This is a genomic window from Bradyrhizobium stylosanthis, from assembly GCF_001641335.1.
Lineage (GTDB): Bacteria > Pseudomonadota > Alphaproteobacteria > Rhizobiales > Xanthobacteraceae > Bradyrhizobium > Bradyrhizobium stylosanthis.
The window spans coordinates 902,792-928,390 of sequence record NZ_LVEM01000004.1 but is presented as its reverse complement, the minus strand read 5'-3'; the positions used below and the strand labels follow the sequence as shown (position 1 = coordinate 928,390).

General features: G+C 65.3%; 21 protein-coding genes. 13 read left to right on the top strand and 8 right to left on the bottom strand.

What is annotated here, in order from left to right; translation table 11 throughout:
* Nucleotides 1-144 precede the first annotated feature (144 nt).
* From A7X65_RS30735 to A7X65_RS30720, 4 genes are all read left to right on the top strand, one after another.
* Nucleotides 145-1,848 carry an NADH-ubiquinone oxidoreductase-F iron-sulfur binding region domain-containing protein gene (locus A7X65_RS30735; RefSeq protein ID WP_063692335.1) on the top strand — a complete coding sequence of 568 codons (1,704 nt, stop codon included), beginning with the start codon at nucleotides 145-147 and terminating at the stop codon, nucleotides 1,846-1,848.
* On the top strand, nucleotides 1,845-4,613 hold the full coding sequence (gene fdhF / locus A7X65_RS30730; RefSeq protein ID WP_063692333.1) for a formate dehydrogenase subunit alpha: 2,769 nt from the start codon (nucleotides 1,845-1,847) through the stop codon (nucleotides 4,611-4,613). The genes A7X65_RS30735 and fdhF overlap by 4 nt, the downstream gene beginning before the upstream one ends.
* 207 nt (nucleotides 4,614-4,820) lie before the next feature.
* On the top strand, nucleotides 4,821-5,294 hold the full coding sequence (gene ybaK / locus A7X65_RS30725) for a Cys-tRNA(Pro) deacylase (protein ID WP_063692332.1): 474 nt from the start codon (nucleotides 4,821-4,823) through the stop codon (nucleotides 5,292-5,294).
* A gap of 18 nt (nucleotides 5,295-5,312) precedes the next feature.
* On the top strand, nucleotides 5,313-6,398 hold the full coding sequence (locus A7X65_RS30720; RefSeq protein WP_063692331.1) for a HupE/UreJ family protein: 1,086 nt from the start codon (nucleotides 5,313-5,315) through the stop codon (nucleotides 6,396-6,398).
* Nucleotides 6,399-6,411: 13 nt separating this feature from the next.
* On the opposite strand, the gene A7X65_RS30715 is transcribed toward A7X65_RS30720, so the two are convergent.
* The gene (locus A7X65_RS30715; RefSeq protein ID WP_063692330.1) at nucleotides 6,412-7,095 is read right to left on the bottom strand and encodes a GntR family transcriptional regulator; all 684 of its coding nucleotides are present in this window, start codon (nucleotides 7,093-7,095) and stop codon (nucleotides 6,412-6,414) included.
* A 150-nt stretch (nucleotides 7,096-7,245) separates the two neighbouring features.
* Between A7X65_RS30715 and tcuA the strand changes: the two genes are divergently transcribed.
* The 5 genes from tcuA to A7X65_RS30690 all read left to right on the top strand — a co-directional run bounded on the left by tcuA (nucleotide 7,246) and on the right by A7X65_RS30690 (nucleotide 11,614).
* A complete protein-coding gene (gene tcuA / locus A7X65_RS30710; RefSeq protein ID WP_063692329.1) occupies nucleotides 7,246-8,637 on the top strand; it encodes an FAD-dependent tricarballylate dehydrogenase TcuA in 1,392 nt (463 codons plus the stop codon).
* Nucleotides 8,638-8,667: 30 nt separating this feature from the next.
* Nucleotides 8,668-9,696 carry an alpha/beta hydrolase gene (locus tag A7X65_RS30705; RefSeq protein ID WP_063692327.1) on the top strand — a complete coding sequence of 343 codons (1,029 nt, stop codon included), beginning with the start codon at nucleotides 8,668-8,670 and terminating at the stop codon, nucleotides 9,694-9,696.
* 4 nt (nucleotides 9,697-9,700) lie between these two features.
* Nucleotides 9,701-10,807, top strand: a complete 1,107-nt coding sequence (gene tcuB, locus A7X65_RS30700; protein WP_063692326.1) for a tricarballylate utilization 4Fe-4S protein TcuB — start codon at nucleotides 9,701-9,703, stop codon at nucleotides 10,805-10,807.
* A gap of 71 nt (nucleotides 10,808-10,878) precedes the next feature.
* On the top strand, nucleotides 10,879-11,037 hold the full coding sequence (locus A7X65_RS42865; protein WP_167358306.1) for a DUF5993 family protein: 159 nt from the start codon (nucleotides 10,879-10,881) through the stop codon (nucleotides 11,035-11,037).
* Between the two features lie 10 nt (nucleotides 11,038-11,047).
* A complete protein-coding gene (locus A7X65_RS30690) occupies nucleotides 11,048-11,614 on the top strand; it encodes a disulfide bond formation protein B (protein ID WP_063692322.1) in 567 nt (188 codons plus the stop codon).
* Here the strand turns inward: A7X65_RS30690 and A7X65_RS30685 are convergent.
* The gene (locus A7X65_RS30685; protein ID WP_063692320.1) at nucleotides 11,607-12,290 is read right to left on the bottom strand and encodes an alpha/beta fold hydrolase; all 684 of its coding nucleotides are present in this window, start codon (nucleotides 12,288-12,290) and stop codon (nucleotides 11,607-11,609) included. The genes A7X65_RS30690 and A7X65_RS30685 overlap by 8 nt on opposite strands.
* Before the next feature lie 5 nt (nucleotides 12,291-12,295).
* Nucleotides 12,296-15,700: an acyl-[ACP]--phospholipid O-acyltransferase gene (locus tag A7X65_RS30680; protein ID WP_063692318.1), complete on the bottom strand. Its 3,405-nt coding sequence runs from the start codon at nucleotides 15,698-15,700 to the stop codon at nucleotides 12,296-12,298.
* A gap of 668 nt (nucleotides 15,701-16,368) precedes the next feature.
* Here A7X65_RS30680 and A7X65_RS42855 point away from each other — a divergent pair.
* A complete protein-coding gene (locus A7X65_RS42855) occupies nucleotides 16,369-16,989 on the top strand; it encodes a TetR/AcrR family transcriptional regulator (RefSeq protein ID WP_082885115.1) in 621 nt (206 codons plus the stop codon).
* A gap of 6 nt (nucleotides 16,990-16,995) precedes the next feature.
* On the opposite strand, the gene A7X65_RS30665 is transcribed toward A7X65_RS42855, so the two are convergent.
* The 3 genes from A7X65_RS30665 to A7X65_RS30655 form a co-directional block, all read right to left on the bottom strand.
* Nucleotides 16,996-18,309, bottom strand: coding sequence for a GGDEF domain-containing protein (locus A7X65_RS30665; RefSeq protein WP_063692314.1), 1,314 nt, complete (start codon nucleotides 18,307-18,309; stop codon nucleotides 16,996-16,998).
* A gap of 237 nt (nucleotides 18,310-18,546) precedes the next feature.
* Complete coding sequence (pncB, locus tag A7X65_RS30660; protein ID WP_063692312.1) at nucleotides 18,547-19,851, bottom strand: nicotinate phosphoribosyltransferase; 1,305 nt, start codon at nucleotides 19,849-19,851, stop codon at nucleotides 18,547-18,549.
* Nucleotides 19,852-19,931: 80 nt separating this feature from the next.
* Nucleotides 19,932-20,861 carry a LysR family transcriptional regulator gene (locus tag A7X65_RS30655; RefSeq protein ID WP_063692311.1) on the bottom strand — a complete coding sequence of 310 codons (930 nt, stop codon included), beginning with the start codon at nucleotides 20,859-20,861 and terminating at the stop codon, nucleotides 19,932-19,934.
* 96 nt (nucleotides 20,862-20,957) lie between these two features.
* Here A7X65_RS30655 and pcaH point away from each other — a divergent pair, with 96 nt between their 5' ends.
* Complete coding sequence (pcaH, locus tag A7X65_RS30650; protein WP_063692309.1) at nucleotides 20,958-21,746, top strand: protocatechuate 3,4-dioxygenase subunit beta; 789 nt, start codon at nucleotides 20,958-20,960, stop codon at nucleotides 21,744-21,746.
* Nucleotides 21,747-21,751: 5 nt separating this feature from the next.
* Nucleotides 21,752-22,378, top strand: coding sequence for a protocatechuate 3,4-dioxygenase subunit alpha (gene pcaG / locus A7X65_RS30645; RefSeq protein ID WP_063692308.1), 627 nt, complete (start codon nucleotides 21,752-21,754; stop codon nucleotides 22,376-22,378).
* A gap of 24 nt (nucleotides 22,379-22,402) precedes the next feature.
* Here pcaG and A7X65_RS30640 read toward each other — a convergent pair whose 3' ends face one another.
* Nucleotides 22,403-23,014 carry a LabA-like NYN domain-containing protein gene (locus A7X65_RS30640; RefSeq protein WP_063692307.1) on the bottom strand — a complete coding sequence of 204 codons (612 nt, stop codon included), beginning with the start codon at nucleotides 23,012-23,014 and terminating at the stop codon, nucleotides 22,403-22,405.
* 291 nt (nucleotides 23,015-23,305) lie between these two features.
* A complete protein-coding gene (locus A7X65_RS30635; protein WP_063692306.1) occupies nucleotides 23,306-24,211 on the bottom strand; it encodes a helix-turn-helix domain-containing protein in 906 nt (301 codons plus the stop codon).
* 50 nt (nucleotides 24,212-24,261) lie between these two features.
* Here A7X65_RS30635 and pobA point away from each other — a divergent pair, with 50 nt between their 5' ends.
* Nucleotides 24,262-25,434 (top strand): 4-hydroxybenzoate 3-monooxygenase, encoded by a 1,173-nt coding sequence (gene pobA / locus A7X65_RS30630; RefSeq protein WP_063692305.1) that lies wholly within the window; start codon nucleotides 24,262-24,264, stop codon nucleotides 25,432-25,434.
* Nucleotides 25,435-25,599 lie beyond the last annotated feature (165 nt).

The following is a 25,599-nucleotide window of genomic DNA, read 5'->3' as shown; positions in this document are numbered from 1 at the left end:
CGCGGGCAGTTTGAGGTAAGGGGCATGGGGCTCGTTGGCCGCATGCCCCTTAAATCCTTATCCGGACGGATGAATTCTCTTGGCATCTGGTATGCCAAGAGCTAGAGTTGGACTTGTTCTAAAGAAGGTTTACGAGACCCATCGATGAGCCACGACGTGCACCAGGTCCGCTCGTTCGAACATCCGGGCGAGGGACGGAAGCGAGCCAAGTCCACCCCCAAGGGGCGGCAGGTCGATCCGACTGCCGCGCATGAGATCGAGCAGTTGCTCGGCGACCGGCCGCGGCGGCGCGATCTCCTGATCGAATATCTGCACCTGATCCAGGACAAATATCACCAGATCTCGGCCGCGCACCTTGCCGCGCTCGCCGACGAGATGAAGCTCGCCTTCGCCGAAGTGTTCGAGACCGCGACCTTCTACGCGCATTTCGACGTGGTGAAGGAAGGCGAGGCGAACATCCCGCCGCTGACGATCCGCGTCTGCGATTCGCTGACCTGCGCGATGCTCGGCGGCGAAAAGCTGCTCGAGGATCTGCAGAGCGCGTCCGGTCCCGGCATCCGCGTCGTGCGTGCGCCCTGCGTCGGCCGCTGCGATACTGCGCCCGCCGCAGAGGTCGGCCACAACTTCGTGGACCATGCCACGGTCGCCAATGTCATGGCGGCGGCGAAGGCAGGCGACACCCACGCGCATCTGCCTAAATACGTCGACTACGACGCCTATGTCGCGGGCGGCGGCTACAAGCTGCTCAATCGGCTGCGCTCCGGGGAGTTGTCGAAGGACGATCTCCTTAAGTCGCTCGACGATGCCTCGCTGCGCGGTCTCGGCGGCGCCGGGTTCCCGACCGGGCGCAAATGGCGCGCGGTGCTGGGCGAACCCGGTCCGCGCCTGATGGCGATCAACGGCGACGAAGGCGAGCCCGGCACGTTCAAGGACCGCGTCTATCTCGAAAGCGATCCGCACCGCTTCATCGAGGGCATGCTGATCGGCGCGCATGTGGTGCAGGCCTCCGACGTCTACATCTACCTGCGCGACGAATATCCGGCCTCGCGCGAGATTTTGGAGCGCGAGATCGCGAAGCTTCCCGCGGGCGGCCCGACGCTGCACATGCGCCGCGGCGCCGGCGCCTACATCTGCGGCGAGGAATCCTCGTTGCTGGAAAGCATCGAGGGCAAGCGCGGCCTGCCCCGGCACAAGCCGCCTTATCCGTTCCAGGTCGGCCTGTTCGGACTGCCGACGCTGATCAACAACATCGAGACGCTGTGGTGGGTGCGCGACATCGTCGAGAAGGGCGCCGACTGGTGGAAGGGCCATGGCCGCCATGAGCGTCACGGCCTGCGCAGCTTCTCGGTCTCCGGCCGCGTGAAGAATCCCGGCATGAAGCTGGCTCCCGCCGGCATCACCGTGCGCGAGCTGATCGACGAATATTGTGGCGGCATGGCCGATGGCCACCAGTTCTACGCGTATCTTCCGGGTGGCGCCTCCGGCGGCATCCTGCCGGCATCGATGGATGACATCCCGCTCGATTTCGGCACGCTGGAGAAATACGGCTGCTTCATCGGCTCGGCGGCGATCGTGATCCTGTCGCAGAAGGACAGCGTGCGCGCGGCGGCACTGAACCTGATGAAGTTCTTCGAGGACGAAAGCTGCGGCCAGTGCACGCCGTGCCGCGTCGGAACCCAGAAGGCGGCGCAGCTGATGCAGAAGCCGGTCTGGAACCGGGCATTGCTGGAAGAATTGAGCCAGGCGATGCGCGATGCCTCGATCTGCGGTCTCGGACAGGCGGCATCGAATCCGCTGTCCTCCGTGATCAAATATTTCCCTGACGAGTTCAAGGAAGCGGCCGAATGACGAAGATTACGTTCGAGCTCGACGGCAAGCAGGTCGAGGCCAATCCCGGCGAGACGATCTGGCAGGTCGCGAAGCGCCAGGGCCGCGAGATTCCGCATCTGTGCTATTCGCCGGCGCCCGACTATCGGCCCGACGGCAATTGCCGCGCCTGCATGGTCGAGATCGAGGGCGAGCGCGTGCTGGCGGCGTCCTGCAAGCGTACGCCGTCGGTCGGCATGAAGGTGAAGAGCGAATCCGCGCGCGCGACGGCGGCGCAGAAGATGGTGATGGAGCTGCTCGTCGCCGACCAGCCTGCGCGCGAGACGAGCCACGATCCGGATTCGAAATTCTGGCACTGGGCCGAGACGACGGGCGTCACCGAAAGCCGCTTCCCCGCCGCCGAGCGCTGGGAGACCGACGCCAGCCATCCGGCGATGCGCGTCAATCTCGATGCCTGCATCCAGTGCGGCCTGTGCGTGCGCGCCTGCCGCGAAGTGCAGGTCAACGACGTCATCGGCATGGCCTATCGCAGCCATGGCTCGAAGATCGTGTTCGACTTCGACGATCCCATGGGCGAGTCCACTTGCGTCGCCTGCGGCGAATGCGTGCAGGCCTGTCCGACCGGCGCACTGATGCCGGCCGTGATGCTGGACGAGAACCAGACCCGCGTCACCTATGCCGACAAGAAGGTGGATTCGCTCTGCCCGTTCTGCGGCGTCGGCTGCCAGGTGACCTACGAGGTCAAGGACGAGAAGGTGATCTATGCGGAAGGCCGCGACGGCCCCGCCAACCACAATCGCCTCTGCGTCAAGGGCCGCTTCGGCTTCGACTACATCCACCATCCGCACCGCCTGACAAAACCGCTGGTGCGGCTGCCGAATGCGAAGAAGGATTCCAACGACCAGGTCGATCCCGCCAATCCCTTCACCCATTTCCGTGAAGCGAGCTGGGAAGAGGCGCTCGACATCGCCGCCAAGGGCCTCGTCAAGATCCGCGACGAGAAGGGCGTGAAGGCGCTCGCGGGCTTCGGTTCGGCCAAGGGCTCGAACGAAGAGGCTTATCTGTTCCAGAAGCTGGTGCGTACCGGCTTCGGTTCGAACAACGTCGACCATTGCACCCGCCTGTGCCACGCCTCGTCGGTGGCGGCGCTGTTCGAGGGCCTGAGCTCGGGCGCGGTGTCGGCACCGTTCTCGGCGGCGATGGACGCCGAGGTCATCATCGTGATCGGCGCCAACCCGACCGTGAACCATCCGGTCGCCGCGACCTTCATCAAGAACGCGGTCAAGCAGAACGGCGCCAAGCTGTTCGTCATGGATCCGCGCCGGCAGTCGCTGTCGCGCCATGCGACCAAGCATCTGCAGTTCAAGCCCGGCTCCGACGTCGCGATGCTGAATGCGATGATCAACACGATCATCACCGAAGGCCTGACCGACGATCAGTACATCGCCGGCTACACCGAGGGGTTCGAGGACCTCAAGGAGAAGATCAAGGAGTTCACGCCGGAGAAGATGGAAGCGATCTGCGGCATCCCGGCGCAGACGCTGCGCGAGGTTGCTCGCACCTATGCGCGCGCAAAATCGTCGATCATCTTCTGGGGCATGGGCATCAGCCAGCACGTCCACGGCACCGACAATGCGCGCTGCCTGATCGCGCTGGCGCTCATCACCGGCCAGGTCGGCCGTCCCGGTACCGGCCTGCATCCGCTGCGCGGCCAGAACAACGTGCAGGGTGCCTCCGACGCCGGCCTGATCCCGATGTTCCTGCCGGACTACCAGCCGGTCGGCCGCGACGACATGCGCGGCGCCTTCGAGAAGCTGTGGCAGCAGGAGCTCGATCCCGTCCGCGGCCTGACCGTGGTCGAGATCATGAACGCGATCCATGCCGGCGAGATCACGGGCATGTATATCGAGGGCGAAAACCCTGCGATGTCCGACCCGGACCTGCAGCACGCGCGCCAGGCGCTGGCCATGCTCGATCATCTCGTGGTGCAGGATCTCTTCGTCACCGAGACCGCGTTCCACGCCGACGTCATCCTGCCGGCCTCGGCCTTCGCCGAGAAGGACGGCTCCTTCACCAATACCGATCGCCGCGTGCAGCTCGCGCGCCAGGTGATCAAGCCGCCGGGCGATGCGCGGCAGGATCTCTGGATCATCCAGGAGATCGGCAAGCGCATGGGCCTGCCGTGGAATTATGCCGGCCCCGGCGAGGTCTTCACCGAGATGGCGGAGCTGATGCCGTCGCTGAAGAACATCACCTGGGAACGGTTGGTGCGCGAAGGCGCGGTGACCTATCCGGTCGACGATCCGAACAAGCCCGGCAACGAGATCATCTTCACCACGGGCTTCCCGACCGCGAGCGGCCGCGGCAAGATCGTGCCGGCCAAGGTCATCCCGCCGGACGAGCTGCCGGACGCCGAATACCCGATGGTGCTGTCGACCGGCCGCGTGCTGGAGCACTGGCACACGGGGTCGATGACCCGCCGCGCACAGGTGCTCGACCAGATCGAGCCGGAGGCGGTCGCCTTCATGTCGCCGAAGGACATGCGCAAGAAGAAGCTCGCGCCGGGCGACTTCATTCGCCTCGAGACCCGCCGCGGTGCCGTCGAGGTCAAGGTCCGTTCCGACCGCGACGTACCCGAGAACATGGTGTTCATGCCGTTCTGCTACGCGGAGGCGGCGGCTAATCTGCTCACCAATCCCGCGCTCGATCCGTTCGGCAAGATCCCGGAGTTCAAGTTCTGCGCGGCCAGGGCCGAGCGGGCGGAAATGCGGGACGCGGCGGAGTAGGCAAGGCCGCGTCGTCACCGCGCACGGGGCTCGTCAAAGCAACCACTGTCATGCCCCGGCTTGACCGGGGCATCCAGTACGCCGCGGCGGAATCTGCAAGAGCGAGTTCGCCAACGAGGCCCTCTGGAATACTGGATCGTCCGGTCTAGCCGGGCGATGACACTGATTGTGTGGTGTCAGCGTGCCCCGCGGTGGTAAACGTGGCCCATGTCCAAAGCCACCCCAGCCACACGCGCGCTTGACGCCGCTCACGTTGCCTTCACCGTTCACACCTACGATTACGATCCCGACGCCGAGAGCATCGGGCTGCAGGCGGCGGCTGCGCTCGGCGAAGACCCGGCGCGCGTGTTGAAGACGCTGATGGCGCTGGTGGACGGCAAACCGGTCTGTGTGATCGTGCCGTCCGACCAGGAAGTCTCCATGAAGAAGCTCGCCGCCGCCGCGGGCGGCAAGTCGGCGCAGATGATGAAGCCGCCCGAGGCCGAGCGGGTCACCGGCTTCAAGGTCGGCGGCATCAGCCCGTTCGGGCAGCGCAAGCCTGTCCGCACCGTGATCGAACAGAGCGCGCTTGCGCATGACCTGGTCTATCTCAACGGCGGCCAGCGCGGTTTGCAGGTGCGGCTCAAGCCCACCGACGTGCGGGATGTCCTGAAGGCGGTCGTTGCGGATGTGCTGGCGTGAAGCCGATGGAGCGGGATCGTGAGGTGGTCGCAGCTCCTGTGGCTGCAGGCCCTGCTCTGGATCTGCCTTCCGGCCGAGGCGCATCAGATCAACCTCGTGACGGCGCGGCTCGCGCTGACCGGCGACCGCATGGTGAGCGTCGAGCTCGGCTTGAAGGGCAGCGATGTCGATCGTCTGGTCGGCACGAAGACCTATGATGTGAGGCAGGATGCGGTCGATCCGGCCGCGGTGGACGCGGCGCGGGTGGCCATCCTTGCCTATCTTGCCACGCACCTCGCCGTGACAGCCGGCGGCACGGCATGCGCGCCGGGTGATGCCGCCATCCTGCCCGACGGTGACGGCATCATCTATCGAAACAGCTTCGCCTGCGCGAACCTTGCCGGCGACATCGTCTATCATTCCACCGTGCTGACCGAACGGGACAAGACCGCGCGCCAGGTGGTGCTGATTGCGCAAGGTCAGTCCGAGACGCAGGCCTTGCTCGATGCCGGCACGACGGCAGTCACGCTCTCAACGGCACCGCCGCCGCTGCTCTCGACCATGCAGCGCTATCTCCTCACCGGCATCGAGCACATCTTTCTTGGCTACGATCACATCGCCTTTCTGATCGCGGTCGTCTTGTGGGCGCGCCGGCTCGTTCCCGTCATCAAGATCGTGACTGCCTTCACCGTCGCTCACTCGCTGACATTGTCGCTGGCGGCGCTGAATGTCCTGGCCGTCCCGAGCCGCATCGTGGAGCCCGCGATCGCGGCCTCGATCGTGTTCGTGGCGGCCGAGAACTTCTTTTCGCGCGACGTCGACAGGCGCTGGCGCGTGGCGTTTCTGTTTGGCTTGATCCACGGCTTCGGCTTCGCCGGCGCGCTGCGCGAGATCGGCCTGCCGCCGGACGCGATCGTCCCGGCGCTGGCGGCCTTCAACGTCGGCGTCGAGATCGGGCAGATCGCGATCGTCGCGATTGCGATGCCTGTGCTCGGCCTGCTGGACCGATTGATTGCGCGCGGCCGCAACGAGCCGGCGAGAGCGGCAGGGATCGTCTACACGATGTCCGCGGCCATCGGGCTGCTCGGCAGCTACTGGCTGCTGACGCGCATGTTCGAGGTGTGATCGGACAGGTCGCCTATTGCTTCTGCAGCAATTTCAGCCGGCAGCGCAGCGCCTCGCGGATATGCGCGCGCGCGAGCTGCTCGGCCTTGTCGCCGTCGCGCGCGGCGATGGCCTCGATGATCGCCTGGTGCTCGCCGTGGCTGGTCGCGGGCCGCCCTGTCACGCTGAAGGTGGTCGGGCCGAGGAGGGCGATCCAGTCCTGCAACTCCCGTGAAGCGTTGTCGAGATAGCGGTTGCGTGCCGCGCGGCAGATCGCCTCGTGAAAGCTGCGGTTGAGCTTCGCCATCTCGGCGGCGTCGGTCGCGGACGCCTCGACAAAGGCGTGCTCGATGTCCCTGAGTGCGTCGATCTCCGTGACTGAAGCGTGTTCGGCGGCAAGGCGCGCGGCGGCGCCCTCCATGATCTCGCGCATGGCGTAGAGCTCCAGCACCTCGGATATGTCGAGATTGCGCACGATCAGGCCGCGGCCGCCGGCGGGCTCGACGAAGCCGCGCGCCGCCAGGCGCCCCAGCGCCTCGCGAACCGGTGTGCGGCTGACCTTCAGCCGCTGCGCGACCTCCTCCTCGCGCAGGCGGTCGCCGGCGCGGTAGCTGCCGGCCTGCAGCGCCTCGCACAGCGAGCGGAACACGGCTTCGCCGAGCGCCACGCCGGCGCCGCGTGCGATCGATCCGCCTGTCTTTGCCGGACGTCTGGCCATGTTCCCTCGACGTGCATCCTGCCCATGCAGAGATGCCGCTTGCGCCGTATTTGTATATCTTTGTATACAAAGGTGCGCAATGGCGGACCGCATTGACCGGGGCCGCCGGCGGGCAGAATGTCTCTAACTTCGCCGCATCGGACAGAGGGCATGAGCAGCAAATACGACGTGCTGGTGATCGGCGGCGGCAACGCGGCGCTGTGCGCGGCGATCAGCGCCCGACGTGCCGGCGCGTCCGTCCTCGTGCTCGAAGGCGCGCCGAAATTCTACCGCGGCGGCAACACCCGCCATACCCGCAACATGCGCTGCGCCCATGACGCCGCCACCGAGATACTCACCGGTCCCTACACCGAGGAGGAATTTTGGGAGGATCTGCTGCGCGTGACCGGCGGGCAGACCGACGAGGTGCTCGCCCGTCACATGATCCGGGAGTCCAAGGATATCCTGAACTGGATCGTGGAGCAGGGGGTGCGCTGGCAGCCGTCGCTCGGCGGCACCTTGAGCCTTGGTCGCACCAACTCTTTCTTCCTCGGCGGCGGTCGGGCGATGTTGAACGCGCTCTACCTCACCGCCGAACGGCTCGGTGTCGACGTCGAATACGATGCTGAAGTGACCGACCTCGTGATCGAGGACGGCATGTTCCTGGCCGCGCGCCTCAAGCGGCCGATCAGGGGCGAGACCGAGATCCGCGCGACGTCGCTGGTCGCCGCGGCCGGCGGGTTCGAGGCCAACATCGAATGGCTGAAGCAATATTGGGGCGAGGCCGCCGACAATTTCCTGATCCGCGGCACGCCCTATAATCGCGGCTCCATCCTGAAGATGCTGCTCGACAAGGGCGTGCAGGAAGTCGGCGATCCCACCCAGTGCCATGCGGTCGCCATCGACGCGCGCGCGCCGAAATTCGACGGCGGCATCATCACGCGCCACGACTCCGTCGTGTTCGGCATCGTCGTCAACAAGCACGCGCAGCGCTTCTATGACGAGGGCGAGGATATCTGGCCGAAGCGTTACGCGATCTGGGGCCGCCTCGTCGCGGGGCAGCCCGATCAGATCGCCTACATCATCTTCGATTCCACCGTCGTGACGAGCTTCATGCCGACGCTGTTCCCGCCGATTGCCGGGCAGACCATTGCCGAGCTCGCTGGCAAGCTCGAGCTCGATCCGGTTGCGCTGGAGAAGACCATCACCGAATTCAACGCGGCGGTGCAGCCCGGCACGTTCGACCACACCATTCTGGACGACTGCCGCACCGAAGGTATCACGCCGCAAAAGACGCACTGGGCGCGCAAGATCGAGACGCCGCCCTATCTTGCCTATCCCGTCCGGCCCGGCATCACCTTCACCTATCTCGGCACGCGCGTGAACAAGGACGCGCGCATGCTGATGGCCGACGGCAAGCCGGCCGCCAACATGTTCGCGGCCGGCGAGATCATGGCCGGTAACGTGCTGGGCAAGGGCTATGCGGCCGGCATGGGCATGACCATCGGCAGCGTGTTCGGGCGCATCGCGGGGCGTGAAGCGGCGCGGCACGCGAAGAACTAGGGATCAAGAAGAAAGACAATGGGAGAAACCATGTCACGCATTGCCATAGTTTCGATCGCGGCGCTGCTGATGGTCGGCCAAGCCCGCGCCGGCGAGCCGATCACCCTGCGCGACATGGGGTCGTTCCACGTCGGCGGGCGCCTCGTCGAGATCTCCGGAAAGCCGGTGAAGGAAGTCGTGTTCACGCCCGGCGGCGTGCCGGCCAAGGTCGATCCCAACGGCACCTATCAGGTCGAGCAGATGTATGTGCAATATTTCCTGCCGGCGAACGAGAAGGGGGCCTATCCGCTGCTGATGTGGCACGGCGGCGGGCTGACCGGCGTCACCTACGAGACCACGCCCGACGGGCGCGAAGGCTGGCTGAACTATTTTCTGCGCAAGGGATGGGCGGTCTACAATTCCGACGCGGTGGAGCGCGGGCGCGCAGGCTGGGCGCAATACCCTGATATCTTCAAGAGCGAGCCGGTTTTCCTGACCACGTCCAATCCGTTCGAGCGCTTCCGCATCGGCGACGGACCAAACTCCTACGATCCGGATCCCGCCAAGCGAAAGCTGCTGCCGGGCAACCAGTTTCCGGTCGAGGGCTACGAGAACTTCGTCAAGCAGAACGTCCCGCGCTGGACCACGACGGATGATGCGACCATCGCCGCCTATATCGCCGAGATCGATCGCGTCGGCCCCTCGGTGCTGCTGTTCCACAGCCAGGCCGGCAGCTTCGGCTTCAAGGTGGCGCAAGCCCGGCCCGACAAGGTCAAGGCGCTGATCGCGATCGAGCCGGCCGGCCTCGGCGACCCCGCCAAGGCGGATGTGCTGAAGAACATCCCGACCCTCATCATCTATGGCGACTATATCGAGAAGGACTCGCGCTGGCCCAAGATCCGCGCCAACGGCATCGCCTTTGCGGACGCCATCAAGGCGGCCGGGGGCAGCGTCGACGTCGTCGACCTCCCGCAGGCCGGCATCAAGGGCAATTCGCACATGGTGATGATGGACAAGAACAACATCGAGGTCGCGGGCCTGATCCAGAAATGGCTCGAGGCCAAGGGCCTGACGAAGTAGAGCCATGCACGGAACCAGAATTTTGGACGAAGCCGACCGTCTGATGACGGTCTGCAATTCCTGCCGCTACTGCGAGGGTCTTTGCGCGGTATTTCCCGCCATGGAGATGCGCCGCGCCTTCTCCGATGGCGATCTCAACTACCTCGCCAATCTCTGCCATTCCTGCGGCGCCTGCTATGTCGACTGCCAGTTCTCGCCGCCGCACGAGTTCAACGTCAACGTTCCCCAGACGCTCGCTGTCGCGCGCGCCGAGTCCTATGCGGCCTATGCCTGGCCGCAGGCGCTCTCCGGCGCCTTCGCGCGCAACGGGCTCGTTATCAGTGTCGTTGCCGCGCTGAGCATGGCGGCTTTCATCTTCGGCTTCGCCGCGCTGAACGACCGCAGCGTGCTGTTCGGCGTCCACACCGGGCCCGGCGCCTTCTACAAGCTGATGCCGCATAAGGCGATGGCCGCGTTGTTCAGCGTTGCCTTCCTCTACGCTATTCTCGCGCTGGTCATGAGCGTGCGCGCGTTCTGGCGCGACATCAGCCCGCCGATCGGTGGCCGCGCCGAGGGCGGCTCGATCTTCCAGGCGATCCGCGACGCCGGCGAGTTGCGCTATCTCCATGGCGGCGGCGTCGGCTGCTACAACGAGGACGACAAGCCGACCGGCCGGCGCAAGCAGTATCACCATCTGACGTTCTACGGCTTCCTGCTCTGCTTCGCCGCGACGTCCGTGGGCACGCTGTATCATTATCTCCTTGGCCGCGAGGCGCCCTATCCGTGGTGGGACCTGCCCGTCGTGCTGGGCACGCTCGGCGGTGTCGGCCTGATCGTCGGACCGGTCGGCCTGTTCATGGCCAAGATGCGGCGCGATCCGGCGCTGCTCGACGAGAACCGCTACGGCATGGACGTCGGCTTCATCGCCATGCTGTTCCTGACCGGCCTCACCGGCATGCTGCTTCTGATCCTGCGTGAGACTGCCGCGATGGGACCGCTGCTGGCGCTTCATCTCGGCGCGGTGTTCGCGCTGTTCATCACCATGCCCTATGGCAAGTTCGTCCACGGCATCTATCGCTTCGTGGCCCTGGTTCGCTACGCGCAGGAGCGGCGCAGCGAAGCCGGCTCTTGAGGGGTATGCCGGGCTGACGTATCTCTTGGGCCGTTCGCGCGATGCGCGAATCGGTCGAGGAGCCGTGCCTCATGTACATGTTTCTGCCGTTCCTGCTGGCGCTCGCGGGCTGTGCGTCCGTCTGGCATGCGCGCCCGGGACTGAGCTATGTGATGTGGGGCGCAACGGTCGTTGTGACAGTCGCATGGTTCTTCCACCACGCGACCGATCCCCTGAAGTTCTCGTTCTGACGGTGTCGAGATGAACTCTGCACAGATGGGCGAGGAACGATCCGCCGGCGCGATCCTGAACATGCTTGGGTTGCTCGGGATCTCCTTGATCCTGACGGTCGCATTCACCTACCAGCTTGCGCTTGGCGAGCTGCCCTGTCCGCTTTGCCTGTTGCAGCGGGCCGGGTTCATCGCAATAGGCATGGGTTTCCTGTTCAACATGCGCCTCGGCGAGCGTCCCTCGCACTATGCGATGATCCTCATTGCCAGCCTCGTCACCGGCTTCATCGCGATGCGGCAGGTGTCGCTGCACCTTGCGCCCGGCGATCCCGGATACGGCTCGGCACTCTTCGGGCTGCATTTCTACACCTGGGCGCTGATCGCGGCGGTCGCAATCATCTGCTATGTCGCGCTGGCCTTTGTCCTGAAGGATGCGATCGGCAAGCGAGAGGGGGATGCGCCTTTGACCGGGCTCGCTTCCAACGCGGTCTTTGCGATTTTCGCGCTGCTGGTCGCCGCAAATTTCCTGTCGACCGTGCTGGAATGCGGCGCAGGGCAGTGCGATGACAATCCGGTCCGCTATCTCCTGCTCAGGTGACGGAGGCGGCGCGGAAGCGGCCGTCGCGCAGGAAGGCGATGGTCTGTTCGATCGCGGCGGGGTGACGTGGAAGCCCGGTGTGTGACGCCTTCACGATGACATGGTCGGTCATGCCGGGCAGCATCGCGCTTCGCACCGAGACCCGCCCGTCATTCGGTTTCGGCAGAACCAGGAGGCCGGCAACGGGATCGATGAAGCGGTTTCCTGCGATCACGCCGACCGGATAGTCGATCGCGGGAAGGACATTCGGCGCGGCCGCGGGTGTGGTGGTGAGCTCGAGGCCGGCCGGCCCGTAGAATGCGCGGTAGGGTGAAAATCCCTGCAGCAGGTCGGCGACCTCGCTGCCGCTGTTCGGCGTGCCCAGCATCACGACACGGCCGAGCCGCGCCGGCCGGTGTCTTGCGATATAGGCGCGCGCGACGAGGCCGCCCATCGAATGCGCGACGAAATGCAGCGGCGCGTCCCGCTCGGCGAGACGGGCGATCGCCGGATGGATGTCGTCCGCGATGTCCGCGATCGGTTCGCGCCGGCTGGGATAGTCGATGTTGAGCGTCGTGAAGCCGCTTCCCTGAAGCGCCCGTTCCAGCTTGGCCAGGGATGCCGAGGTGCGCGCGATGCCGTGAAGCAGAACAACTCCGGGGCATCGCGCGTCGCCTGATTGAGGCGCCTCGTTCATCTCCCTTACGCGACCTCGCGCTCCGGCGAGGACGCCTGCTCGCGGGCCATCGTCGTTGCCGTGACGTAGTCGGTCTTGCCGGTGCCGAGCAGCGGCACCTTGTCGACCACGAGGATCGTCGCGGGGACGGTCAGCTCGGAGGCGCCGATCGTCTTGGCCTGGGCCTGCATCGCGCTGCGTTCGGCGGCCTTTTCCGTCGTCAGCAGCACGATGCGCTCGCCCTTGCGCTGGTCGGGGATCGACACGGCGACCGAGCCGGCCTGCGGCCACAGCGCCGTCGCGATGGCTTCGACCGCCGACAGCGAGACCATTTCGCCCGCGATCTTCGCAAAGCGCTTGGCGCGGCCCTTGATCGTGATGAAGCCGGCGGCGTCGATCGCCACGATGTCGCCGGTGTCATGCCAGCCTTCGGGAAGCTTTTCGAGCACGCCGGGATTTTCGGCCCGCAAGTATCCGAGCATCACGTTCGGCCCGCGCACGGAGAGGCGTCCGCCTTCCTCGATGCCGGGGACCGGGTCGAGGCGGCTTTCCATCAGCGGCGACAGGCGGCCGACGGTGCCGGGGCGGTTGGCCATCGGCGTGTTCATCGCCAGCACCGGCGCCGTCTCGGTAACGCCATAGCCTTCGAGGATACGGATGCCATAACGCTCCATGAAGACCTGGCGCGTGCGATCCTTGACCGCCTCGGCGCCTGCGATCACGAGGCGCAGGGTGCGGAAGTCGTAGGCGTGCGCCGAGCGGGCGTAGCCGGTGAGGAACGTGTCGGTGCCGAACAGGATGGTTGCGCCGGTCTGGTAGATCAGCTCCGGCACGATCCGGTAGTGCAGCGGCGACGGATACATGTAGATCGGAATGCCCGCGAGCATCGGCATCATCATTCCGCCCGTCAGGCCGAACGAGTGGAACACCGGCAGCACGTTGAACACCTTGTCGTTGGCGTTGGCATCGACCCGCGCCAGCGCCTGCGCGGCGTTGGCGAGGATGTTGCGATGGGACAGCACCACGCCCTTCGGCGTGCCTTCCGAGCCCGACGTGAACAGCACGACGGCGGGATCGTTGGCCTGGCGGGCGACGCGCGGCGCGGTGCCGGCGAGCAGGCCCTTGATCTTGTCGCCGGTGCCGATCGAGGCGCGGACATCCTCGAGGTAAACGACGCGCGCCTCGGCGGAGATCGCGGCCATCAGCTTGTCGAGCTTGCCCTTCTCGATGAAGGCTTTCGAGGTCAGTACGGTCTTGACCTGCGCGGCCTTCATGGCGGCGAGGACGTTGACCGGACCCGCGGAGAAGTTGAGCATCGCCGGAACGCGGCCGATGCTTTGCAGCGCCATGAAGACCACGGCAACGCCTGCGGAGTTCGGCAGCAGTACGCCGACATTCTCGCCGACGGCGGTGCCGGCCTCCAACTTGCGGCTCAACACCTGAGCGCCGAGGATCAGCTTGCGATAGGTCAGCTTGGTACCGAGTGCGTCCTCGATGATCACCTTGCCGGTGTCGCGGTCGCGATAGGCGTGCCCGAGCGCCTCGAACAGGGTGTGGTCGAGCATGGCGTTCTTGACCATCGCATCGATCATCACGTCCTGGAGCGCGGCGCCGGCCGCATTGCGGCGAGCCTTGCCCTTCAGCGCGGCATCGACCGGCAGCTTGACCGGCGGCAGGATCGTCACCGTCACGCGCGGGAACCACGAGCGCTTGATCTGGCTAGAGTTGAGATAGCTGAGATGCGAGCGCTGCGCGCCTTCGATGCGCACCGGCACGACCACGGCGTCCGCCTTGTCCGCGATCATCGCGGTGCCGTCATAGACCTTCATCAGCGAGCCGGACACGGTGATACGGCCTTCCGGGAAGATGACGACGGGCTCGCCCGCGGCAACGAGCTTGATCAGGTCGCGCGCGGCCAGCGGCTTGGTCGGGTCCATGGTGTAGTGCTTCACCACGCGCAGGAACGGCTTGGCCCACCAGGCCTTGGCGATGCCGGTATCGACCGCGAAGCTCGCATCGATCGGCAGCACGGCGTGCAGCAGTGGGCCGTCGATCAGGCTGACATGGTTGGGCGCGATCAGCATGCGGGTGCCCGGAGGCGGCAGGTTCTCGAGGCCACGAACCTCGGTGCGGAACAGCGCGCGGAACAAGAGGCCGCCGGCATCGCGCACGCCTTCCTTGCCCCATTTGGTCAGCACGAACCAGACTGCGCCGAAGCTGGCGACGCCGAGGCCGAAGAAGATCCAGCCGACGTGCAATCCGCCAGCCTGCAGCAGCGCGACGAACAGCGAGCCGGCCACCATGAAGCCGGCCTGCAGCACGTTGCCGGCGGCGATGATGCGGGCACGCTCGTTCGGAGCCGACCAGGCCTGGACGGCAGCAAAGGACGGGACGACGAACAGGCCGCCGCCGAATGCGAAGGCGACGAAGTCGGCCAGCATGCGCAGCCCGGAGAACGAGGTCGCGAAATCGATCGCGGCGATGTCCTGGCCCTTGGTGGTCACACCGATGGCCCAGGCGAGATCGAGGCCGGAGAACCCCATGATGATGGCGCCGATCGGCACCAGCGCGAGGTTCGGACGAACATGGCTCAGGCTGGCGGCGAACAGCGAGCCAATGGCGATGCCGATCGCGAACACCGCAAGACACAGCGTCACCACGCCCTCGGTGCCGCCGACCACCTCCTTGATCAGCGCCGGCAGCAGCGACAGCACGATGGCGCCGACCAGCCAGAACCAGGAGACGATCACGGTGCCGTCCCACAGCCGGTGGTCGGCATGCAGTGTCTTCAGCAGGCCGACCGTCGAGGTCCAAGGATTGGCGTTGACGGGAAGATCAGGCGCGGACGGTGTGGTCGCGGGAATGCGGGAGGCGAAGGCCCATGACAGCAGCGCCAGCACGACCACGGCCGATGCAACCCAGCCCATATGCGCGGAGCCTGCGACGAACTGGCCGCCGGCGACGGTGCCGAGCAGGATCGCCATGAAGGTCGCGCCTTCGACCAGCGCGTTGCCGGTCGCGAGCTCGCCGAGCTCGAGCTGGTCGGGCAGCATGGCGTATTTCACCGGGCCGAACAGCGCAGCGATGGTGCCGAACAGCGCGAGCGCTGCAAACAGCAGCGGCACCGAATGCAGGAAGAAACCGGCGGCGGCAAAGCCCGCGGCAAAGATCTCGGCGAATTTCAGCCGCCGTGCGACGACGGATTTGACATATTTGTCGGCGAGCTGTCCGCCGAGCCCGGACAGGATGAAGTAGGGGAAGATGAAGACGGCGCCTGCGACCGTTACCAGCGCATCGCCGTGGCCGGTTACGGCGCTGTAAAGCAGGATGATGACGAGTGCGTTCTTGAGCACGTTGTCATTGAGCGCCGAGAAGAATTGCGCCCAGAACAGCGGCGCAAAGCGGCGTGACGACATCAATTCCCTGATCATGACAAGTCCTGTCTTGGAAAGGCAGCCTGAGATTGTTTCGGTGGCGGTGAAAGCGTCACGACCGGAAGGGCATGGGACGAACGATTGCAGAGTGACGATGGTCGTCGGTCTGCTCTGTCCCCCTGGTCCCTCTGATCCTGTTGGTCTCCGAACGGTCTGGTTAGGTTCGCAAATTTCCCGTTGCGGCCAGGTCAGCTTTGGCCGGAAGGGCCGGGCCGACCCGGATATGCGACGGGCCGTGAGCAAAAACTGAACCGCATCGGTAAGGCCTGCGGCATCGGCTGCGAATGTCGGGACATGGTAAGTCCTTCATTGCACCCTTGTCGTGCATTCGAGCCGCTTCGCTTATCTCAGGTGAGATGGGCGAGGTGGCGAAAGGGCGAGAGGCGGCCGAGCAGGCTGAACCTGCGGCCATCGCGGCGCGCACGGGCGCGATTTGCCCGCCACATCCGGAAGGTCGCGCGGCGTTCGGTGAGCACGCCGGCAATGTCGCAGGCATTGGCGATACGGTCGATCGGGGCCATCGCGAACCTGAGCAGGGCCCGGCCGAGGCCGGTCACGAGAGCCGCGGCGTCATCGATGAAGGTCGAAGCGATATCAACAGCGAGGGTTTGCATTTTGCAGGTCTCCAGGTTAAATTGAACAATGTTCACATGAGTAGCCTGAAAATGAACAATGTTCAAGAAGAATCGCCGCGGGACCAGAAAAAAAATCGGCGCCGGTTCCAGATCCTGGAGATCGCGCGCGGCATTATCGCTACTAAGGGCTTGAGATCGCTCAAGGTTCGGGATGTTGCCGTGGCCGCCGGATGCTCGGTCGGCAGCGTCTATAACGAGTTCGGCGACTTCGACGGGGTCATCCTGACCGTTAACCGGGAGACCGTTCAGGCGCTCACGGTCCGGCTGCGCGGGGTGCCGGCGGAGGATCCCATTCGTCAGCTCTATGGGCTTGCCGAGACCTATCTCGAATTCTTTGCGGAGCACGCCAATCTGCTGCGCTCGCTGTTCGAGCACCGGATGGAGGACGATCGCCCCTATCCGGATGACATCCTTCAGATGGTGATGGACGCCTTCGCGCTGATGCACGCGCCCCTGGAGCGGGTGCTACCGGCTGCGGACGACGTGAAGGTCGCGCTGCTGTCGCGCACCCTGTTCTCCGCGGTGCACGGCATCATCTCGCTCGGCCTCGAAGAGCGCATGGTGGCCGTGCCGCCCCAGATGCTGCGCCAGCAGGTCGAGCAATTCATCGACGTGCATCTTGCCGGCCTCGGAATTCAGCCGGCGAGGTGAGGGCGATCAGCCTTGCGCCGCGATGGCTTCGCGCGGCCGCGCGGCGACGACGATGACGTCGGGCCGCATGTTGTCGACCTGAACGCGGTTGCGTCCCTTCTCCTTGGCGCGATAGCAGGCGGCGTCCGCGCGCCGCATCGCGTCCTCGAGCGAGGTGCCGCGGTCGGCGATGCAGGTGACGCCGATGCTGGCGGTCACCGCGAAGCAGCGATCGTCCCAGACGAAGTTGAACAGCTCGAACGCCCGCCGCAGCCGTTCGGCGACGTCGACGGCGTTCGACGGCGAGCACTGCGGCAGGATCAGGCCGAATTCGTCGCCGCCGAGCCGGGCCACCAGATCATGCGGCCGCCGGTCCTGCTGCAGCAGGCGCGAGACCTGGCAGAGCAGGCGGTCGCCGGCGAGATGACCGCAGCTGTCGTTGACGTTCTTGAACTGGTCGAGGTCGAGCAGGATCAGTCCCAGCGGACCCGCCGCGACATTGTCCAGCTCGGCCTGCAGGCGCGCCTCGAAGGCGCGGCGGTTGGCAAGCCCCGTCAGCCAGTCGTGCGATGCCTGCCAGGCGAGGCGCTCCTTCTCGGCATGCAGGGCGTCTTCGAACGCCTGCCGCTGCAGAACCAATCGCCTTGTGTGCCAGATCAGGAGCAGGATCAACGTCACGGCCGTGGCGATGTTGATGCAGGTGAGCGTCACCTTGATGGCGCGCGAGCCCTCGCCAAGCACGGTGGAGAAGCGCTTGGCGTGCACCGTGAATTGAGCGTTGAGCTCCGAGAGCCGCGACGACAAATGCTGCAGGCGCCCGATGTCCTGAATGGGGCCGTTTGCCAGCTCGGACCGGATGACCTCGCCGAACACGCTCAGCTCCAGCAGCATGGGATCGGTGGCGGCCCATTCGCGGATCGCTTCCTGCAGGAAGCTGACGCCGCTGAAATAGCGAAACAGCCAGATCAATCCCGGGACGTCATCGGGGTGGTTGCCGCCTTGCAGGAAGCCGACGCGGGCTGCCTCGACGTCGACCGGATCGCGCTCGAGCGCCCAGCGGGCGAACTCGTCCCCGATGGGAACGGCGAGCGAGGTCTGATAGTGCGCGAACTGGCTCGGCTCGCCCGAATGCAGATAGAGATTGAGGAAATAGACGGCGTTCTTCTGCGAGCGCGACCACAGCGCTTCGCCCGCGACATAGGCGCGGACCGATGACATCACCTCGAGGCTGAATCCCGCAATCGTCGCCTGGAGCACCACGACCATCACGAAAGGCGACACGAGCTTGATGACGTGAAGGAAGCTGCGTCCCTTCATCGACGACGGTGTTTTGCGAAACACTCTGCGTTCCCCAAATCGATCAACGACCCCAGCGGAGCGTTGCGCCTGCAACGCCAAGTAGAGCGGAAGGTTGCTTAACTCGACCTGAAAAATGCGGGGGACCGCCTCGCAGGGTGAAGGCGTCGTGAAGTGGATGGTCGCAGATCGCTTCAAATACTGACGAAGCGGAACTGGCGCGGCATCGGCGCGCCGATGCCGCGGATTCGTCGTGTGCGATTTACCCGATCGAGAGGATTGCTAGACGAGCACCGGCTTGCGCACGCGGCCGGCATCGCCGAACACGCGCAGATAACGCTCGATCTCCGAGGGCAGGCCGGTCGCCTTCTCCGGATTGTCGGAGAGCTTGACCGCGGGGTGGCCGTCAACCGAGGACACTTTGCAGACCAGCGAGATTGGATCGAGATTGAACGAGCCGTCCGGCGTGCAGCCGACGAAATCGTTGGTCAGGTTGGTGCCCCAGCCGAACGAGAGCCGCACCCGGCCGCTGAAATGATGGTAGGTCTCCTCGATCGATCCGACATCCATCGCGTCGGAGAAGACCAGCAGCTTGTCCCTGGGATTGCGGCCCTTCTTCTCCCACCATGCGACGATCTCCTCGCCGGCCTGGATCGGCGGCGCGCTGTCGGGACGGAAGCCGGTCCAGTCGGCGACCCAGTCCGGCGCATCGCGCAGGAAGGCCTTGGTGCCGAAAGCATCGGGCAATGCGATCAGCAGGTTGCCGCCGTAGGTCTGGCGCCACTGGTCGAGAATGCGATAGGGCGCCCAGCGCAATTCCTCGTCGTCCTTGGCGAGCGCAGCCGCGACCATCGGCAGCTCGTGCGCGTTGGTGCCGATGGCTTCGAGATCGTTGTCCATCGCGAGCAGCACGTTCGAGGTGCCGATGAAGGACGGGCCCAGGCCTTCCTTTACCGCCTCGACGCACCAGCGCTGCCAGAGGAAGCCGTGGCGGCGGCGGGTGCCGAAATCGGAGAGCCGCAAATTCTCCAGCTTGCGCAGCCGCTCGACCTTGGTCCACAGCTTGGCCTTGGCGCGGGCGTAGAGCACGTCGAGCTCGAAGCGGCCGCGGCCTTTCATCGCCGCGCGCGAGCGCAGCTCGTTGAGGATCGCGAGTGCCGGGATCTCCCACATCGAAGTGTGGGTCCACGGTCCGTGGAAGTGCAGCTCGTACTGGCCTTCGACCTTGCGCAGCTCGTATTCGGGAAGGCGGAATTCGGAGAGCCAGCGGATGAAGTCCGCCGAGAACATGTGGGTCTTGCCGTAGAACGTGTTACCGGCGAGCCAGATCAGCTCTTTCTTGCTGAAGCGGATGGTGCGGGCATGGTCGAGCTGGGCGCGCAGCTCGCCCTCGTCGATGATCTCGGCGAGCCGCACATGGCGCGAGCGGTTGATGACCGAGAAGGTCACCTTCTGACCCGGGTAATCCTCCCGAATCATCTGCAACATCAATAGCTTGTAGAAGTCGGTATCCAGCAGGCTGCGGATGATGGGATCCAGCCGCCAGCTGTGATTGTAGGTCCGGCTCGCAATATCGGTCACTGTCATGGCCGAATTCTAGCGTGGCCGCCGCCGCGCAACCAGTGGGTTTCACGAAGGGCAGGTTTCCGCGCGGCATAGGCAGGGGTTCAGGCGCCCGCCGCCGTCGTCGCGACGATCTCGAGCTGGCTCCTGATCCAGCGATGCGCCGGGTCTTTCTGGAAGCGTTGGTGCCAGACCATGAACATCGGCAGCTCGGCCAGCGTCCGCGTGCGCGACGCCAGTGGAATGCGCGTCTGCGCGAAACCGCCCATCACGCCGGATGCGAGCAGGCTCGGCATGCTTGCCAGCATCTGCGAGCCGCGCAGGAAAGACGGTACGCCCGAGAAGCTCGGCACGGAGATGGCGATGTCGCGATGGAAGCCGTTGGCCGCAAGGCGGCGGTCGAAGTCGAGCCGCTCGTTGTCGGTATAGACGACGGTGATGTGGCGTGCCGCCAGATAGGCGCCGCGGCCGGCAGGCGCCGCGCGCGCCTTCGGATCGTAGTAGCAGACGTAGTGATCGCTGAGGAGGCGCTTCTGCACGATGTCTACGCCGGCGGGTGGCAGCGGCGTGATCATGAGATCGCAGCGGTTCTCGCGCAGCATCGCGGGCGAGGGCGATTGCGAAGGGATCACGCGCAGGTTCAGGCCCTTCACCTGTCCGGCGACATGGCCGAAGAAGCGCGGCAGCAGCAGGTCGCGCTGGAAATCGTTGGCGGCGATCGTCAGCGAGAGCTGCGCCTGCGCCGGCACGAAGCTGACGCCGCCGGCGAAGCTGCGCATCTCGTCGATCAGGGCGCGCGCCTTCGCTGCCAGCGCCTGGGCGTGCGCCGTGGCGACGATGCCGCGTCCGGACTTTGCGAACAGCGGATCGCCCGCGATCCGCCGCAGCTTGTTCAGTCCATGGCTGACCGCGGATTGCGTCAGGCCGAGCCGCGTGGCCGCCGCCGTCACCGAGCCTTCCTCCAGCACGGCCAGGAACAGTTCGAGGGCGTGGCCGTCGAGGGCCAAATGATCGATTTCCTTCATGCAATTCATTATAACCGATCTATTTATCTTGAGAATAGACCGGCCCATGATCTCCCGAACAAGCCGCGCGCCCGGACCGGGCGCCCCCAGGGAGAAACAACGCCGATGAATGCCCAGGCGCCAGCCTTAAGGGATCCCCGCCTCAACCGCCCCGAGCCGTTTACGCCGCCGCTCGGCGACGGCGGCTTCTTCCAGCGCGACCGCTCCATCCATCCGCCGGCGCACGCGCCCGGCTACAAATCCTCCGTGCTGCGCTCCCCGCGCCAGTCGCTGCTCTCGATCGAGAACTCGGTCTCGGAGATTACGGGGCCGGTGTTCGGCCACAACGATCTCGGGCCGCTCGACAACGACCTGATCCGCAACTACGCCAAGGACGGCGATCCCGTCGGCGAGCGCATCATCGTCCACGGCCGTGTACTCGACGAGACCGGCCGCGGCGTGCCGAACACGCTGGTCGAGTTCTGGCAAGCCAATGCCGGCGGCCGCTACCGGCACAAGAAGGACACGTATCTCGCGCCGATCGATCCGAATTTCGGCGGATGCGGCCGCGCGCTGACGGATGACACCGGCTATTATTACTTCCGCACCGTGAAGCCGGGTCCTTATCCTTGGCGTAACTTCGTCAACAGCTGGCGTCCCGCCCACATCCATTTCTCGGTGTTCGGCTCGGGCTTCGCCCAGCGCCTGATCACCCAGATGTATTTCGAGGGCGATCCGCTGATCCCGGTCTGCCCGATCCTGACGACGATTCCGGACAAGGATGCGCTCGACCGCCTGGTCGCGCCGCTCGATCTCAACGCCTCGACGCCGTTCGACTCGCTCGCCTATCGCTTCGACATCGTCCTGCGCGGCCAGCGCTCCACCTATTTTGAAAATCGCACCGCGGGGAACTGAATTCCATGCCGCAGCCGCTCAACTATCTCAAGGAAACCGCCTCGCAGACCGCGGGCCCCTACGTCCATATCGGCCTGATCCCGGCCATGGCGGGCTTCGACATCTTCGAGAAGAATTTCTCCAACGTGCTGGTGGCGCCGAACACAAAGGGCGAGCGCATCACGCTGGAAGGCAAGGTGCTCGACGGCAGCGGCTCGCCGCTGCGCGACGTGCTGCTCGAAATCTGGCAGGCCAATGCAGCCGGCCGCTACAACCATCCGGCCGACCGCTCGGCCGGCGCGCTGGAGCAGGAGTTTCGCGGCTGGGGCCGCGGCGGCTCCGATTTCGACACCGGCCTCGTGACCTTCGAGACCATCAAGCCGGGTGCGATCATTGACAAGGCGGGCCGCAAATGCGCACCGCATATCAACGTCTGGATCGTCGCGCGCGGCATCAATATCGGTCTCAACACCCGGCTCTATTTCTCGGACGAGGAGGCCGCCAACGCCGCCGATCCCGTGCTTAATCTGGTCGAGCCACCGGTGCGTCGCAAGACGCTGATTGCCACGCGCAGCGAGCGCGGCGGCAAGGCCGTGTATTCCTTCACCATCAATTTGCAGGGCGCAGAGGAGACGGTGTTCTTCGACGTGTGACCGTCCGGCGGTGGTGCCGCAGGGTCACTCCACCCGGTCGTCCCGTTTGATCGCTCCCCGCGTGAGGAATTGCGGCGGCTGCCGCACCTCGCGCGATCCCGGGCGGTCGACCGGATCACGCCCTATTTTTGGTTTCAGCTCTAACAGATCGATGAAGACGTCCGCCTGCCGGCGCAGGTCGTCGGCGATCATCGGGGGCTGAGTGGAAAGTGTGGACACGACCGTCACGCAGACACCGCGGCGTTGCAGCGCCTCCACCAGCGAACGAAAATCCCCGTCGCCCGAGAACAGCACGATCTGATCGACACGATCGGCAAGCTCCATCGCATTCACGGCGAGCTCGACATCCATGCTGCCCTTCACCTTGCGGCGGCCGGTGGTGGCGTCAACGAACTCCTTGGTGAGCTTGGTGACGACGGTGTATCCGTTATAGTCGAGCCAATCGATCAATGGACGGATTGACGAGAACTCCTGATCCTCGATGAGGGTCGTGTAGTAGAAGGCGCGCAACAACGTGCCCCGGCTTTGAAACTCGCCGAGCAGACGCCGGTAATCGATGTCGAAGCCAAGCGCCTTCGAGGTGGCATAGAAATTGGAGCCATCGATAAAGAGCGCGATCTTCCCAATTGAAGACATTCTGCACAAATCCCAAGTTCGGCACGAAGCCAGGTCCCCGCAAAGATACGGTGTGTCGGCGGCAAGACACCAGGGCGCGCGGCTTGCTTAAAAAGCGGCGCAGGCGACTGGAGGGGAAGCCGCCTTGCGCCCAGGTCAGGGAGGTTCCATGCCACCGGCGCTGGGCGCCGAATGCAGCCACGTTAAGGCGCGCGCACTTCCTGCTCAACTGTACGGAGGTAAACGACGTCTATCCAAAGGATAGCGCCCCATATACGAAGGTAAGTAGGGCGCGCCGGCAACGTCCGATGGTCAGCCTTCACCGTCATGCAGCTGCGCGCGAAAGGCGCGCGGCGACAGTCCCGTAGCCGCGGCATAGACGCGGCTGAAATAGGCGGGATCCTCGAAGCCGAGCGCATAGGCGATCGTCGAGACCGGCAGGTTGGTGTAGACGAGGTTGCGCCGCGCCTCGCGGATCAGGCGGTTGAGGATCAGGTGCGAAGCGGTGTCGCCGGTCGCCGCGCGCGTCACCCGGTTGAGATGGGGCGGCGTGATCGACAGCGCGCCTGCGTAGTCCGCGACACTCCAGCGTTCCAGATGATGCTGCTCGAGCAGCGCTTCGAAGCGGCGAAACAGGCTGCTTTCCGCGGTGCCGTTGCCGCCGCTCTCGCCGGTGAGCGCGCGGGCGACCAGCCCGATCATGGCCGCCGACAGGGCGCGCAGCACATGCGCGCGGCCGAAATCGCGGGCGGCGTGCTCGGCGAAGATCTGCTTCATGGTGGCGCGGATCTGCGGCGTGCCGCGCACGACGGCCGACCGCGACAAGGCTCCGCGCAAGCCTTCTGCGGCGAGCAGTGCCTCGTCCAGGATTTCGGCGGCGATGGTCAGCACCCAGCCCTGGGTATCGGGCACGAAACGGAATCCGTGAACGTGGCCGACCGGCACATTGACGATCTGCATCGGCTTCAGCGGCACCACGCGCCCGTCGAGCGTCGCCTCGCCGCCGCCGCGCTCGATCAGCAGCACCTGGTGCAGTCGGGCATGACGGTGCACGGCCAGCGTCCAGTCGTGCAGCACCGAGCGCGACGCGATCGTCTCGCAATGCACGACGTCGGGCAGATCGCCGGATTCGCCGAACAGATTGTAGACCCGGATCGCCGGGGCGGGGGCTGTGGTCCTCATGTTCGAATAGTACAAGACATTGGCAAAACCCTCCATCGGTGCGCAGCACGAAATCTGCAAAAAAGTGCCGACGGGAGGACGCAAAAATGAAAGTTCAGGTCTGCATCATCGGCGGTGGGCCGTCCGGGCTGCTGTTGTCCCAGCTCCTTCATCTGAAGGGGATCGACACGATCGTGCTGGAGAAATACAGCCGCGACCACGTGCTCGCCCGAATCCGCGCCGGCGTGCTCGAGCACGGCTTTGCGAAGCTGATGCGCGAGGCGCAATGCGGCGAGCGGATGGACCGCGAGGGCGAGATCCACCGGGGATTCGAGATCGCTCATGACGGCGTGCTGTCGCAGATCGACCTGCACAAGCACTCCGGCGGCAATTCGGTGCTGGTCTACGGCCAGACCGAGCTGACGCGCGATCTCTACGAGGCGCGCGACCGCCTCGGCGGCAAGGTCGTGCATAATGCGCAGGACGTGACGCCGCATGATCTGACCTCGGACCGGCCCTACGTCACCTATCGCTCGAACGACGAGATCATCCGCGTCGATTGCGATTACATCGTCGGCGCCGACGGCTTCCACGGCGTCAGCCGCAGATCGATCCCGAAGGACGTGCTGCGCGAATACGAGAAGGTCTATCCCTTCGGCTGGCTCGGAGTGCTGTCGCGCACTAAGCCGGTGTCGCCCGAGCTGATCTATGCCAGGCACGAGCGCGGCTTTGCGCTGTGCTCCCTGCGCTCGCAGGTGCTCAGCCGCTACTACATCCAGGTGCCGCTCACCGACAAGGTGGAGGACTGGAGCGACGATGCGTTCTGGGCCGAGCTGAAGCGCCGCCTGCCGGAGGAGGTCGCCGGCCGGCTGATCACGGGTCCGTCGATCGAGAAGAGCATCGCGCCGCTGCGCAGCTTCGTCGCCGAGCCGATGAGCTATGGCCGCCTGTTCCTCGCCGGCGACGCCGCCCACATCGTGCCGCCGACCGGCGCGCGCGGGTTGAACAGCGCGGCGTCCGACATCTACTATCTCTACCACGCCATGCTCGCGCATTATCAGCGCGCCGATGATTCCGGCCTCGCGGGCTATTCGGCCAAGGCGCTGGCGCGGATCTGGAAGGCGCAACGCTTCTCATGGTGGATGACGATGATGCTGCATCGTTTCCCCGACCGGATCGACTATGAGGATCGGCTGCAGCAGACGGAGCTGGACTATCTGCTGTCCTCGGAGACGGCGCAGCGGTTGCTTGCGGAGAATTATGTGGGCTTGCCGTTTTAGGAGTGGGGTCGTCCCTTCTCCCCTTGTGGGAGAAGGTGGCGCGAAGCGCCGGATGAGGGGTATCTATCCACACGGATAGATGCGTATACGTCGAGGGATACCCCTCACCCGTCTCGCCGCTCCGCGGCGAGCCACCCTCTCCGACAAGGGGAGAGGGGAAGCAGC